The sequence below is a fragment of the Streptomyces sp. NPDC056222 genome (genome assembly GCF_042264065.1).
Classification (GTDB): domain Bacteria; phylum Actinomycetota; class Actinomycetes; order Streptomycetales; family Streptomycetaceae; genus Streptomyces.
Genome location: NZ_JBHJTL010000029.1, coordinates 43554 through 56762, shown reverse-complemented (window position 1 = coordinate 56762; position 13209 = coordinate 43554). Strand labels below are relative to the sequence as shown.

Here is a 13209-nt window from a genome sequence, read left to right as displayed (position 1 = left end):
GTGCGGGCCGCCTGGCCTGCGCCTAGCGTGGCCCCATGAGCGCGGGCACGGGGGGAGGCGAAGCGGCGGACCCATGCCGCTGCGCATCAGGAGCAGGGGGTGTGACGTGCTGCTTCCTCCGTGACTACGGTCGTGCGTTCCGGATGGGAAGCTTCGACTGGGACCTGGTCGCCGGGACGCTGGCCATGGACGAGAGCGCCCTCAGGGTCTTCGACCTCAGGCCCGATGAGTACGACGGGAACCCGCTCACCCTCGCCCCCCGGGTGATGGCCGACGAAGGACGGCAGCTCGACACCCTGGTCTCCCACGCGCTCAAGGACGGCAGCGAACACTACGGCGCCTACTTTCGCGTCCGGCTGCGGGACGGGAGCCCGCGCTGGTCGCACACCGAGGGCCAGATCCAGCGCGACGAGACCGGCCGCCCCGTCCGGATCGTCGGCATCATCCGGGACGCCTCGGAGGAGGTGTCCGAGCAGGCCGCCCGGCTCGGCCTGGACGAGGGGCGGCGCAGACGCACCAGCGTCGTGGAGGGCACCACCGCGGCACTGGCGCACGCCCGGACCGTGCAGGACATCATCGATCTGCTCGGCGCCTCGCACGGCCTCCAGTACTTCGGTGCCACCAGCCTGGTCATGGGACTCCTGGAGGCCGGCCGGATCCATCTCGTCGCCGAGGGGCCCACCGGCGCCTTCGTGCCCGGCACGCGATTCACCCGGGTGGACGAGCCGTACCCGATGAGCGAGGTGGTCCGGACCCTGCGCCCGCGGTTCATCGAGTCGCCGAAGGACTTCGCCGAGTCGTACCCGATCCTGTGGCCGCACATCAGCGGACTCGGCATCACCTCGGCGGCCTATCTGCCGCTGATCGCCCAGGCCCGGCCGATCGGCGCGCTCGGACTGCTCTACAGCGACAAGACCGGCTTCAGCGCCGACGAGCGCAATCTTCTGGTGGCCCTCGGCAGCAGCATCGCGCAGAGCCTCCAGCGCGCCATGCTCTACGAGCAGGAGCACGACCTGGCCGAGGGGCTCCAGCAGGCGATGCTGCCGCGCCGTATCCCCGACGTGCCCGGCGCCCAGATAGCGGTCCGCTACCGCTCGGCCCGCCTCGGCCGCGACATCGGCGGCGACTGGTACGACGTCATCCCGCTGCCCGGCGGCCGGGTCGGCGCCATCATCGGAGACGTTCAGGGACACGACACCCATGCCGCGGCCGTCATGGGGCAGCTGCGGATCGTGCTGCGGGCCTACGCCGCCGAGGGGCACACGCCGGCGACCGTGATGGCCAGGGCCTCCGTCTTCCTCCATGAGCTGGACACCGACCGCTTCGCCACCTGCACATATGTCGAGGCGGACCTCGCCACCGGCGTCGTCCAGGTGGTGCGCGCCGGACATGTCGACCCGCTGCTCCAGGACAACGACGGCAGTTGCCGACGGCTGCCGGTGGAGGGCGGACTGCCCCTGGGTCTCTCGGCCGAGTTCGGTCGCCTCGACCATCCCGTGACCACCCTGGAGCTGTCCCCGGGACAGACCCTGCTGCTGTACACCGACGGCCTGGTGGAGAAGCCCGGCTCGGATCTCGACGAAGGGCTGACATTGCTCTCCTCGCTGGTCAGGAACGGGCCGCGGGACCTTCAGGAACTGGCCGACCACCTCTGCGAGGTCGTGGACGAGCGGGGCGGTGAGGACGACGTGGCGATCCTGCTGCTGCGTCGCCAGGGGTCGTACTATCCGCAGTCCGGCGGCCGGCTCCAGCAGCATGTGGCGCAGAGCGACCCGGAGGCGCTGAGCTCCGCGCGCCACATGATCCGGGCGGCGGTACGGGCCTGGGGCGCCGGGGAGCGCTCGGACGAGATCGAGCTGGTCTCCGACGAACTGATCACCAACGCGCTGATGCACACCGACGGCGGCGCGATCGTGACCCTGCGGATGCTGGCGGGCCCGGAACGACGGCTGCGGGTGGAGGTCGAGGACCGCTCCAGCGCGCTGCCGCGACGGAGAGAGGCGGGGGAGTCGGGCGTGTCGGGGCGGGGTCTGATGCTCGTGGACCGGATCTCGGACGTCTGGGGCGTCGAATCGCGCGGCAGCGGCAAATGCGTCTGGTGCGAATTCATTGTTAACCCTGCGTACATCGATCGTACTTGACCGTAACCGACCGTACGCGATTGACTGCGATCCCCTGCCATCCTCTGAGGACATGTGATCACTTGAGCAGTGAGCTTCTGGCGCCTCTTGATCTGGCGTTCTGGCACCTCGAATCCTCCGACCACCCCATGCACCTGGGCGCGCTCGCCCATTTCGGCCCGCTCCCCGCCCACGGCGATCCGTCCACCGTCCTGGACCTGCTCGCGCGCCGCGCCGCCGCGATCCCCCGGCTGCGCATGAAGGTCCGCGACGTCCTGCTGCCCGTCGGCGGCGCCGCCTGGACCACGGACAAGCAGTTCGACGTACGACGCCACGTCCGGGAGATCGCGCTGCCCGGCGCCGACTTCGCCGCCGAAGCCGCCGGGCTCGCGGGCGAACTCATGGAACGGCCGGTCGAACGCGGGCTGCCGCCCTGGGAGATGTATCTGCTCACCGGCGCCCCCGACGGCTCGTTCGCCGTCCTCGTCAAACTGCACCACGCCCTCGCCGACGGCATGAGGGCCGTCGCCATCGGAGCCGGGATCTTCGACGAGATCGCCGCGACCCGCAGGTACGGAGGGCGCCGCGCCCGCAACGTACCGCCGCGCTCCTGGCTCCCCGGTCCCGGCCGGATCATGGGCGCGGCCAGGGAACGCATCGAGGACATCGGCCGGGCCGTCGACGTCGGCGCCTCCGTCGTCGGCGCCTCCTTCCTTCGCGCAGGCCAGATCGACGTCCGGGCCCCCTCCGCCCTCGCCGCCCACTCCAGCGGAACGCGCCGCGTCGCCACCGCCGTCCTGGACCTGGAACGCGTCCACCAGGTGCGCCGCACCACCGGCGGAACCGCCAACGACGTGCTCCTCGCCGTCGTCGCCGGAGCCCTGCGCCGCTGGCTCGACGGACGCGGCGAACCGCTCCCCGCCGCCGATCCGCGCGCCCTCGTCCCCGTCTCCCGTCGGCGCCCCGGCTCACCCGCCGGCTCCGGCAACAGCCTCTCCGCCTACCTCCTCGCCCTCCCCGTCACCGAGCCCGACCCCGCGACCCGGCTGGCTTCCGTACGGCGGGCCATGGACCGCAACAAGGCCGACGGGCCGATGCGCGGCGCCGGAGCCGTCGCCGTACTCGCCGATCAACTGCCCTCGCTCGCCCACCGCTTCGGCGCGCCGCTGGCCTCCGGAGCCGCCCGGCTCCTCTTCGACGTCCTCGTCACCAACGTTCCGCTGCCCCGCTCGGCACTCTCCCTCGGCGGCGCCCCGCTGCGCGAGCTCTTCCCGATGGCCCCGCTCGCCCGCGGCCAGGCGCTCGCCGTCGCCATGTCCCCGTACGCCGGCCGGGTCCACGTCGGCCTGGTCGCCGACGGCAAGGCCGTCCCCGACATCGAGGCCCTGGCCGCCGCGATCGGCGACGAACTCGACCTGCTCGAAGACCTCGGGGGTGTCTGAACGCGCATCCTGACGGCCCGTGCGGGAAGGTGGAGTCATGCCCGAACTGCCCGAGGTGGAAGCGCTGCGCGAGTTCCTCGACGAGCATCTGGTGGGCAAGGAGATCGCCCGCGCGCTGCCCGTCGCGATCAGCGTGCTGAAGACGTACGACCCACCCCTCGGCGCCGTCGAGGGCGCCACCGTCACCGGAGTCGCCCGGCACGGCAAGTTCCTGGACATCACCACCGGCGGCGAGGCGGGCGAGCTCCATCTCCTCGTCCACCTCGCCCGCGCGGGCTGGCTCCAGTGGAAGGACCCGCTGCCCTCGGGGCCGCCGCGCCCCGGCAAAGGGCCGCTCGCCCTGCGCATCGCGCTCACCGAGGGCGACGGCTTCGACCTCACCGAGGCCGGCACCACCAAGCGGCTCGCCGTCCACCTCGTCCACGACCCGCAGGACGTGCCGGGCGTCGCCCGCCTCGGTCCCGACCCGCTCGCCGACGACTTCGACCTCGCCGCCTTCACCGCCCTGCTCGCCGCGGAACGACGCCAGATCAAGGGCGCCCTGCGGGACCAGAGCCTGATCGCCGGCATCGGCAACGCGTACAGCGACGAGATCCTGCACGTGGCGAAGATGTCCCCCTTCAAACCCACCCAGAACCTCACCGAGGAGGAGACCGCCGCTCTCCACGAGGCGATCCGCACCACCCTGAGCGAGGCCGTCGAGCGCTCCCACGGCCTGGCCGCGGGCAAGCTGAAGGCCGAGAAGAAGAGCGGCCTGCGCGTCCACGGCCGGACCGGTGAGAAATGCCCGGTCTGCGGTGACACCATCCGCGAGGTGTCCTTCAGCGACTCCTCCCTCCAGTACTGCCCCACCTGCCAGACCGGCGGCAAACCGCTCGCCGACCGCCGGATGTCGAAGTTGCTCAAGTAGCCGCCCGAGCTCGGAAAGCCGGTCGCGGCCGCTCGCATAGACTCCGCCGCATGGTGCGCGTACTGGCCGTCGACGACGAAGAGCCGGCCCTCGGAGAGCTGCTCTACCTCCTGCGTGCCGATCCGCGGGTCCGCAGCGCCGAGGGCGCCACCGACGCGACCGAGGCGCTGCGCAGGATCGGCCGCGCCCTCGACGCCGGGCCGGACGGCGACGACGCCATCGACGTCGTCTTCCTCGACATCCACATGGCCGGCCTCACCGGCCTCGACCTCGCCCGGCTGCTCGCCGGCTTCGCCCGGCCCCCGCTGATCGTCTTCGTCACCGCCCACGAGGGCTTCGCGGTCCAGGCCTTCGACCTCAAGGCCGTCGACTACGTCCTCAAGCCGGTACGGCGCGAGCGGCTCGCCGAGGCCGTCCGCCGGGTCCGCGAGCTGGTCCATGCCTCCGCCGTACCCGCGGCCCCACTCACGGCGCCGGAGCAGATACCGGTCGAACTCGGCGGGGTCACCCGCTTCGTGGCCGTCGACGACATCGCGTACGTCGAGGCCCAGGGCGACTACGCCCGCCTGCACACCGACGACGGCAGCCACCTGGTCCGCATCCCGCTGTCCACGCTGGAGGAGCGGTGGGCCGATCGCGGCTTCGTCCGTATCCACCGCAGCCATCTCGTCGCCCTCGGCCGCATCGACGAACTGCGGCTCGACGGCGGCGCCACCTCCGTCCGGGTCGGCAGCACCGAGCTGGCCGTCAGTCGCCGCCACTCCCGCCAACTGCGGGACCTCCTCATGCGCCGCGCGGGCGGCTGACGGCAGCGGGGCCGTTCCCCGGAAGCCGGCCGACGCCTCTACCCTGCGTCATCACCGCTGCGTAGACTCCGTTCCCTCCACAGCCCCTGCGAGGTCGACAGATGACGGAGCGGACACCGACGTCCGAGCAGCCACCGCCGCGCCGGCCCCGGCGCGAGACGGTCACGCGCGCCTCCGCCCTCCGCGACCGTGCGGGCGGCCCGCCCCCGCGGTACCCGCACGGTCGTCCGCCCGGTCATCCCCCCGCCCGCTCCGAGATCAGCGAGCAGACCAGCCTCGGCCACACCTATGTGCGCTCCCTGATGCGGAGCCAGCTGAAGGCCGCCCTCACCGCCCTCGTCGCCCTCGCCCTCCTCGTCGGCCCGCTGCCGCTGCTCCTCGCGCTCCCCGCACCCGAGGCCGTCGTCTGGGCGACGCTCGGCGTCGGCGTCTACCCGGTCATCTGGGCCGTCGCCCGCTGGTACGTCCGCCGCGCCGAACGCAACGAACGCGACTTCACCGGCCTCGTCGAGGGCCGCTGACCGCGGGGGCCGGACGTGAACCACACCTACGCGGTGGCCGCCGTCACCGTCGTCGTCCTTGCGACCGTGCTCATCGGCGCCCTCGGCCTGCGGATATCCCGCACCACCTCCGACTTCTACGTCGCCTCCCGCACCGTCCGCCCGGGTCTCAACGCCGCCGCCATCAGCGGCGAGTACCTCTCCGCCGCCTCCTTCCTCGGCATCGCGGGTCTCGTCCTCGTCCAGGGCCCGGACATGCTCTGGTATCCCGTCGGCTACACCGCCGGTTATTTGGTCCTGCTTGTCCTGGTCGCCGCCCCGCTGCGCCGCTCGGGTGCGTACACCCTCTCCGACTTCGCCGAGGCCCGGCTCGAGTCCCCGCCCGCTCGCCGGCTCGCCAGCCTCTTCGTCGTCGGCATCGGCTGGCTCTACCTCCTCCCGCAGCTCCAGGGCGCCGGGCTCACCCTGGAGATCCTGACCGGAGCTCCCGACTGGGTGGGGGGACTGCTCGTCGCCCTCGCCGTCACCGGGATCGTCGCGGCGGGAGGGATGCGCAGCATCACCTTCGTCCAGGCCTTCCAGTACTGGCTCAAGCTCACCGCCCTGCTGGTGCCGGCCCTCTTCCTCGCCGCGGCCTGGTTCGGCGACGACGCTCCGCGCGTCCGCTTCGACGCCCCCGCGGTCTTCCGCGAGCACACCGTCGTGCGCGTCGCCGACACCGTACGGATCGATGTCGACGCGCCGCTCACGCTCACCGTCACCGGCCGCGTCGACGACACCGCGTACGAGCGGCGGACCCTCACCCTCGACAAGGGCGCCCACCGCGTCGAGGGCGGCACCGAACTCGCCTTTCCCGCGGGCGCGCCCGTCCCCGCCCGGGCCTCCACCGGCGCCGACCCCCTCGGCTGGTCCCAACCGCTGGCCGGCGGGCGCGACGGCCATCAGCTCTACGCCACCTACGGACTGATCCTCGCCACGTTCCTCGGCACCATGGGGCTGCCCCACGTCGCCGTCCGCTTCTACACCAGCCCGCACGGCCGCGCCGCGCGCCGCACCACCCTGGTCGTCCTCGGCCTGGTCGGCGTGTTCTATCTGCTGCCGCCGGTGTACGGGGCCCTGGGCCGGATCTACGCGCCCGAACTGGCCCTGACCGGAGCCGCCGACGCCGCCGTGCTCGTCCTGCCGGACCGGATGCTCGGTGGGGTCCTCGGTGATCTGTTGGGTGCGCTGCTCGCCGGCGGTGCCTTCGCCGCGTTCCTGTCCACCGCGTCGGGGCTCACGATGTCGGTCGCCGGCGTCCTCACCCAGGACGTGCTTCCGTCCCGTGGGGTACGGCACTTCCGGCTCGCGGCCCTGCTCGCGACCGCCGTCCCGCTGGCCGTCGGGGTCCTCGCCTCGAAGGTGCCGGTCGCGGACGCCGTCGGCCTCGCCTTCGCCGTCTCGGCCTCTTCGTTCTGCCCGCTGCTCGTCCTCGGCATCTGGTGGCGACGGCTCACCCCGCCCGGCGCCATGGCCGGACTGCTGCTGGGCGGCGGTTCCGCGCTCGCGGCGGTGATGGCGACGCGTGCCGGGCTGCCCGAAGAGGGCTGGCCGCACACCCTGATGGCCTGGCCGGCGGTCTGGTCGGTGCCGCTGGGCTTCCTCACGATGATCCTGGTGTCGCTGGCCACCCCACGTCACATCCCGGCCGGCACCCCCGCCCTGCTCGCCCGGCTGCATCTGCCGGAGGAGTTCACCGGGCGCACGGTCCCGAGGGACGAGATCCCCGGGACGGAGCTCCGGACGGATCCGGAGCTCAGGGCGGAATCCGAGCCCGAGGCCGAGTTCCTGCGCGGGACGGAGTCCCCGCGTGGGGCGGAATCTCCGCGTGGGGCGGCCTCCGCGCGGGGGACGGAATCCGGGCACGGGGCGGAATCTCCGCGTGGGGCGGAATCCGCGCGTGGGGCGGAATCCGCGCGTGGGGCGGCCTCCCCGCGTGGGACGGAATCCGAGCGTCGGACGGAGGCCGTGCCGCGGCCCGACGAGCGGTTTCGCGCGGCCGATCACCGGCCGGGAGGGCGGGAGCGATGACCCCGATCGTGTACGCCGCGGCCACCGCCGCCGGGGCCGTTCTCCTGGCGGTCGGCTTCGTCCTCGGCCGACTCGCCGCCCGCCGCGGGGCCGCGGATCTCGACCTCGGCACCCCCGTCGAGCGGGCCACCTTCCACACCCTGCACGCCGCCTCGCTCGCCGCGCCGCCCCTGCGCGGCGGACTCACCGAGGACACCGCGCGCAAGGCCGTCCGACGGCTGCGCTCACTCCTGGGGACGGAGGCGCTCTGTCTGACCGACCGCTCCGCCCTCCTCGCCTGGGACGGGCCCGGCGAGGGGCACCACCGCGAGCACGTCATGGACCAGGTCGCCGGGATCCTCGACTCGGGCCGCAGCAGGTCGGAGCACACCGGCTGCACCGATGTCGCCTGCCCGCTGCGCTGGGCGGTGATCGCCCCGCTCACCGGCGAGGACGGGGTGCTCGGCGCGCTCGTCGCCTACGGTTCGCGGGAGTCGGCCGTGCTGGTGCGGGCAGCGACCGAGGTCGCCCGCTGGGTCTCCGTACAGCTGGAACTGGCCGAGCTGGACCGCTCGCGCACCAGGATCGTGGAGGCGGAGATCCGCGCCCTGCGAGCCCAGATATCACCGCACTTCATCTTCAACTCCCTCGCCGCCATCGCCTCGTTCGTCCGTACCGACCCCGAACGGGCGCGGGACCTGCTGCTCGAGTTCGCGGACTTCACCCGCTACTCCTTCCGCCGGCACGGGGAGTTCGCCCAGCTCGCCGACGAACTGCGCGCCATCGAGCAGTACTTGGCGCTGGCGGGGGCCCGCTTCGGCGACCGTCTCAAGGTGACGCTGCAGATCGCGCCCGAGGTGCTGCCGGTCACCCTGCCGTTCCTCTGTCTCCAGCCGCTGGTGGAGAACGCCGTCAAGCACGGCCTCGAGGACAGCGTGAACGTCTGCCGGGTCACGATCTCTGCGCGGGACGCGGGCGCGGAGGCCGTGGTCGTGATCGAGGACGACGGCGTGGGCATGGACCCGGCCGTCCTGCGCGCGATCCTGCTCGGGGAGCGGCCCACCGGCTCCGGGATCGGCCTGTCCAACGTCGACGAGCGGCTGCGCCAGGTGTACGGGGCGGAGCACGGGCTCGTCATCGAGACCGGGGTCGACGCGGGGATGAAGGTGACGGTACGGATCCCCAAATACCACTCCGGGGTGCACCGTACGACTCCTCAGCCGCCCGCGCCGTAGAGGTGCAGGGCCAGATGGCCCAGCGGGAGCCCCAACTTCCAGGCAGGCAGCCACACTTGCTCGGACTCGTCGACCTGGGGGAAGGACCCGGTCGACGTCAGCCCGCCCAGATCGGCCGCGCGGATCTGCGTCGCCTCCAGCAGGCGCCAGGTCTCCCTCGCCATGGCGAGGTCGGGGCCCTCCTCGCCCGCCCGGCTCCGCGCGGCGAGCCGCTCGCGGACCCACTGCGGCCAGGGGTGGTCGTAGGAGGTACGGGACAGCCACTCGTCGATGAGGCCCGCGGACCACGACCCGGAGGAGGCGTCCGCTTCGGCGCAGAGATGGATGGTGAGGGCCAGCGTCTGCCGGCCGGCCCGGTACTCCAGCGTGCCGGGCGCGACCAGGCACCCCGTACGCAGGAGATCGTCCGCGGTGAACTCGGCACACAACCAGGCCATCGGGACGGCGAGTCCCCCTCCGCTGGTGCCGTTCGTACTTTCGGGCAGCAACGCTCCCACCTTCTCCCGGACATGTCGGTCGACGACCCCCGACCACGAGCCTCCACCGAGGAAGACGCGTCCGGGTCGCACTTTGCTCAACTCGCCCGTGTGGTTTCGGATACGTTTCTCCGCCGGATCGGTGCCGGTGGGAAACATGAGGACACGGGAGGCGTCCGGGGAGGATGGGGCGGTCGCGCGCCGGGGGTGGGGACGGGGCGCGGACCGGCCTCAGCCGAGCAGCGCGTACACCGCCGTCGCGTGGGCGGCCGTCTCGTCCGAGCCCTCCGCCGTCATCGTGATGTCGGCGAACGCCATCCGCTTGCCCGCCTTGGTGAGCCGCGCCCGCACCAGGACGTCCGCGGCGACGACCGCCCGCTGGAAGCTGATGGACTGCTGCACCGTCGTCATCGGCACGAAGCCGCCGCGGGCCGCCGCGACCGCGATCACGGTCGCCGTGTCGGCGGCGGCCATCAGCGCCTGACCCGAGAGACCGCCGCCCTCCCGGGCGAGCCGATCGGACCAGGGCAGACGCAGGACCGCCTCCTGCCCGTCGAGCGCGACCACCGAGAGCCCCAGATCGAGCACCCAGGGGGCGAAGTTGTCGGCGAGAACCTTTTCCGCGGCGGTGAGAGTCAGCGTCACGCGGTCATTGTGCGGCCCTGGCCCGTGGACGGGCAACGGTACGGCGCCCGGTGCGGTAGCCCGGCAGGCAGTGCCCGAGCTGCCGCAGCGCATAGTGCGAGCGGGACTTGACGGTCCCGGCCGGGATGCCGAGATCGGCGGCGGCCTCGTTGACCGTCAGGCCGTGGAAGTAGAGCCGGACCAGGACCGCGCGGTGTTCGGGGCTGAGGCCCCGTACGGCCGCCCGGACGTCCACCGCCGCGACCGCGGACTCCGTGGCGTCGGCCGGGTCGGGGGTGGCGGCCAGCATCCCGTCGCCGATCTCGGTGGGCCGGGCTAGCCGGGAGCGCCGGGCGTCGATGGCCAGGCGCCTGGCCACCGTGAACAGCCAGGGGCGCATCGACTCGTAGGGCCCGTCGAACGCCTCCGGGTGCAGCCAGGCGCGGACCAAGGTCTCCTGCACCAGGTCCTCCGCGCGCTGCCGGTCACCGTAGGTCAGGCCGAGCAGGAAGCCGAGCAGGGCCTGACCGTGGTCGCGCTGCAGCTCCGCGAGGGCCCGCTCGTCCGTCGTCGTCGCCGTCGTCGTCGCCGTTGTCATGCTCCACACCTTCCTGCCGGCTCGTCGTCCCGGGCGTATCCGAACGCATGTGGGCGGCAAGGGACAGGGAACGCGCACCTGTCTGCGACGAGCGGTCGCACACTGCGGCGAATGGTGCGGCGAACGGTCAGGCGGAGGCCCTTCGTCCGTTTCGGCAGGGTTTGGCGTTTACTGCGGCTTTGACTCTTGACTGCGGCTTATATGCCCTGTGAATTCGTCTGTAGAGATGTTCATAGGACTAATTGGGCGGAGTCGGCGGATGACGCAGCGTACGAGACAAGGGGCGGTGACCTTCCTCGCCGTCCTGCTCACGGCGGCCACCGGCTGTGCCGGGGACGCCGGCACCTCCCGGAGCCCGTCCGGGGGGAGGGATCCGGCGAGCCCCGCATCCCCCTCGTCGGTCGGCGGCGCGCCGTCCGGGCGGACCGGCTTCACGCTCGTCGCCTCCGGCGACGTCCTGCCGCACGAGTCGATCATCCGCCGGGCCGCCATGGACGCGAACGGTCAGGGCTACGACTTCCGTCCCATGCTCTCCGGCGTGAAGAGCGTGGTCGCCGGGGCGGACCTGGCGATCTGCCACATGGAGACGGTGTACGGATCGGAAGGCGGGCCGTACACCGGCTACCCCGCCTTCAAGTCGCCGCCCGAGGTCGCCGCCGCCCTCAAGGAGACGGGGTACGACTCCTGCTCCACCGCTTCCAACCACACCCTGGACGACGGCCCGGCCGGCCTTCGCCGCACGCTCGACGTCCTCGACAAGGCGGGTGTCCGGCACGCGGGATCGGCCCGGACGGCCGACGAGGCGGCCCGCCCGACGCTGATGAGGGCGGGGCCCGCGACCGTCGCCCAACTCGCGTACACGTACGACACCAATGGCTTCCCGCTGCCCGAGGGGCAGCCCTGGGCGGTCAATCTGATCGACGAGCGGAAGATCATCGCCGACGCGCGGGCCGCCCGTGGAGCCGGCGCCGATGTCGTCGTGGTCAGCCTCCACTGGGGAACCGAGTGGCAGACGGCCCCCGACGACCGCCAGCTCACCCTCGGGCGCTCCCTCACGTCCTCGCGGACCGGTGGCAGGCCCGACATCGACCTGATCATCGGCACCCACGCCCATGTCCCCCAGGCGTACGAGAAGGTCAACGGCACCTGGATCGTCTACGGCATGGGCGACCAGATCGCCGGCGACATGGTCAACTACGAGGGCGCCTTCGACCCGCGAGGCAACCAGGGAACGCTCGGGCGCTTCACCTTCACCCCGCCCACGGCTCCCGGTGGGCGCTGGGAGGTCACCCGGGCCGAGTTCCTCCCGCAGTGGTTCGACACCGGCCGGGGCCGGGTGATCAACCTCAACGCCGCCATCAGGAAGGGCGAACCCCTCACCGCCGTACGCGACACCATCCGCGACGTCGTCCTGGGGCGGGGTGCGGCCAAGGACGGACTGGCGATGGGGGAGTAGGGAGGGCCGTGCCTCGCGGGCGCTGACCCCTGCCAGGTTGTCCGCCCATCGAGTGTTTTCGGGCGGACCGTCGGTGTGGGTGAGGGGCGTCGGCGTTCGGCCGTGCGAGCTATTAGTCATGAAAAAGGATCAGATGCCCACCGGGCGGCGGACCGTGCTGCGCATCGCCGCCGCCCTCGGGGCCACAGCCACGGTCGGAGTACTCACGGCGGATCGTTTCGGCGCACCGCCGGGCGCGCCATCGAGCGGCCGTCCGGACGTCGCCGGAGGGCCCGCTCCCGGCCAGGGGCCGGCGGCGGGCGCGCCCGCGAACCCCCGGCTCAAGCCCTCCGCGTACCGGCTCCAGCCGATGACGGCCGACGCACCCCCGGCCTTCCGCAAGGCGCTCCCCCCGGTCCGGCAGCGGCCGTTCCTGAAGATGGCCGGCGTGGGCCGTTCGATGGTGCTCACCTTCGACGACGGGCCGGACCCCCGCTACACCCCGGAGATCCTCGCCACCTTGCGCCGCTACCGCTGCCGGGCGATGTTCTTCGTCTGTGGCGAGATGGTCGCCGAGAACCGGGACCTGGTCCGGGAGATCGCCGCGGACGGGCACGTGGTCGGGAACCACTCCTGGTCCCACCCGCTGATCCCCAAGCTGCCGCCCTCCCGTATCCGGGACGAGCTGGGCTCCACCAGCGAGCTCGTCGAAAAGGTCCTCGGCTCGGCCCCGCTCTGGTACCGCGCCCCGTTCGGGGCGTGGAACCGGCACTCCTTCGAGATCGGCGCCCAGCTGGGCATGGAGCCGCTCGCCTGGACCGTCGACACCCTGGACTGGAAGGAGCCGGGTACCGACAGCATCGTGCGCCGGGTCCTGGACGGCGCGGCGCCCGGTGTCGTCGTCCTCTCGCACGACGCGGGCGGGAACCGCTCGCAGAGCGTCGCCGCGCTGAGGCGGTACCTGCCCGAGCTGCTCGACGCCGGGTACAGCATCACGGTGCCCCGGCGCTGAGT

The 13209-nt window shown here is 72.6% G+C and carries 12 protein-coding genes; 9 read left to right on the top strand and 3 right to left on the bottom strand.

Annotated features, from left to right (window positions below):
• The first annotated feature begins 35 nt into the window (after positions 1-35).
• From ACFC0D_RS16385 to ACFC0D_RS16355, 7 genes are all read left to right on the top strand, one after another.
• A complete protein-coding gene (locus tag ACFC0D_RS16385) occupies positions 36-2141 on the top strand; it encodes a SpoIIE family protein phosphatase (RefSeq protein WP_376435621.1) in 2106 nt (701 codons plus the stop codon).
• Positions 2142-2203: 62 nt separating this feature from the next.
• The gene (locus tag ACFC0D_RS16380) at positions 2204-3562 is read left to right on the top strand and encodes a wax ester/triacylglycerol synthase family O-acyltransferase (protein WP_376435619.1); all 1359 of its coding nucleotides are present in this window, start codon (positions 2204-2206) and stop codon (positions 3560-3562) included.
• A 37-nt stretch (positions 3563-3599) separates the two neighbouring features.
• The gene (locus tag ACFC0D_RS16375) at positions 3600-4472 is read left to right on the top strand and encodes an Fpg/Nei family DNA glycosylase (RefSeq protein ID WP_376435616.1); all 873 of its coding nucleotides are present in this window, start codon (positions 3600-3602) and stop codon (positions 4470-4472) included.
• A gap of 50 nt (positions 4473-4522) precedes the next feature.
• Positions 4523-5278, top strand: coding sequence for a LytR/AlgR family response regulator transcription factor (locus ACFC0D_RS16370; protein WP_376435613.1), 756 nt, complete (start codon positions 4523-4525; stop codon positions 5276-5278).
• Between the two features lie 101 nt (positions 5279-5379).
• Positions 5380-5799, top strand: a complete 420-nt coding sequence (locus tag ACFC0D_RS16365; RefSeq protein WP_376435611.1) for a hypothetical protein — start codon at positions 5380-5382, stop codon at positions 5797-5799.
• Positions 5800-5814: 15 nt separating this feature from the next.
• Entirely contained in the window at positions 5815-7848 is a 2034-nt protein-coding gene (locus tag ACFC0D_RS16360; RefSeq protein WP_376435608.1) for a cation acetate symporter, read from the top strand.
• Positions 7845-9062 carry a sensor histidine kinase gene (locus tag ACFC0D_RS16355; protein ID WP_376435605.1) on the top strand — a complete coding sequence of 406 codons (1218 nt, stop codon included), beginning with the start codon at positions 7845-7847 and terminating at the stop codon, positions 9060-9062. Before ACFC0D_RS16360 ends, ACFC0D_RS16355 begins: the two co-directional genes overlap by 4 nt.
• On the opposite strand, the gene ACFC0D_RS16350 is transcribed toward ACFC0D_RS16355, so the two are convergent.
• The 3 genes from ACFC0D_RS16350 to ACFC0D_RS16340 form a co-directional block, all read right to left on the bottom strand.
• Positions 9044-9550 (bottom strand): hypothetical protein, encoded by a 507-nt coding sequence (locus ACFC0D_RS16350; RefSeq protein WP_376435603.1) that lies wholly within the window; start codon positions 9548-9550, stop codon positions 9044-9046. The genes ACFC0D_RS16355 and ACFC0D_RS16350 overlap by 19 nt on opposite strands.
• Before the next feature lie 219 nt (positions 9551-9769).
• Positions 9770-10183, bottom strand: coding sequence for a PaaI family thioesterase (locus ACFC0D_RS16345; protein ID WP_376435600.1), 414 nt, complete (start codon positions 10181-10183; stop codon positions 9770-9772).
• A 4-nt stretch (positions 10184-10187) separates the two neighbouring features.
• Positions 10188-10760, bottom strand: a complete 573-nt coding sequence (locus tag ACFC0D_RS16340) for a sigma-70 family RNA polymerase sigma factor (protein WP_376435597.1) — start codon at positions 10758-10760, stop codon at positions 10188-10190.
• Positions 10761-11019: 259 nt separating this feature from the next.
• Here ACFC0D_RS16340 and ACFC0D_RS16335 point away from each other — a divergent pair, with 259 nt between their 5' ends.
• Together ACFC0D_RS16335 and ACFC0D_RS16330 are read left to right on the top strand one after the other, a co-directional pair.
• Positions 11020-12216 carry a CapA family protein gene (locus ACFC0D_RS16335; protein ID WP_376435594.1) on the top strand — a complete coding sequence of 399 codons (1197 nt, stop codon included), beginning with the start codon at positions 11020-11022 and terminating at the stop codon, positions 12214-12216.
• Positions 12217-12334: 118 nt separating this feature from the next.
• Positions 12335-13207 carry a polysaccharide deacetylase family protein gene (locus ACFC0D_RS16330; protein ID WP_376435592.1) on the top strand — a complete coding sequence of 291 codons (873 nt, stop codon included), beginning with the start codon at positions 12335-12337 and terminating at the stop codon, positions 13205-13207.
• Positions 13208-13209: the final 2 nt, after the last annotated feature.

Coding starts and splice junctions, on each gene's coding strand:
- ACFC0D_RS16385 (WP_376435621.1), top strand. CDS start 36: ATGAGCGCGGGCACGGGGGGAGGCGAAGCGGCGGACCCATGCCGCTGC.
- ACFC0D_RS16375 (WP_376435616.1), top strand. CDS start 3,600: ATGCCCGAACTGCCCGAGGTGGAAGCGCTGCGCGAGTTCCTCGACGAG.
- ACFC0D_RS16370 (WP_376435613.1), top strand. CDS start 4,523: ATGGTGCGCGTACTGGCCGTCGACGACGAAGAGCCGGCCCTCGGAGAG.
- ACFC0D_RS16365 (WP_376435611.1), top strand. CDS start 5,380: ATGACGGAGCGGACACCGACGTCCGAGCAGCCACCGCCGCGCCGGCCC.
- ACFC0D_RS16355 (WP_376435605.1), top strand. CDS start 7,845: ATGACCCCGATCGTGTACGCCGCGGCCACCGCCGCCGGGGCCGTTCTC.
- ACFC0D_RS16340 (WP_376435597.1), bottom strand. CDS start 10,760: ATGACAACGGCGACGACGACGGCGACGACGACGGACGAGCGGGCCCTC.
- ACFC0D_RS16335 (WP_376435594.1), top strand. CDS start 11,020: ATGACGCAGCGTACGAGACAAGGGGCGGTGACCTTCCTCGCCGTCCTG.
- ACFC0D_RS16330 (WP_376435592.1), top strand. CDS start 12,335: ATGAAAAAGGATCAGATGCCCACCGGGCGGCGGACCGTGCTGCGCATC.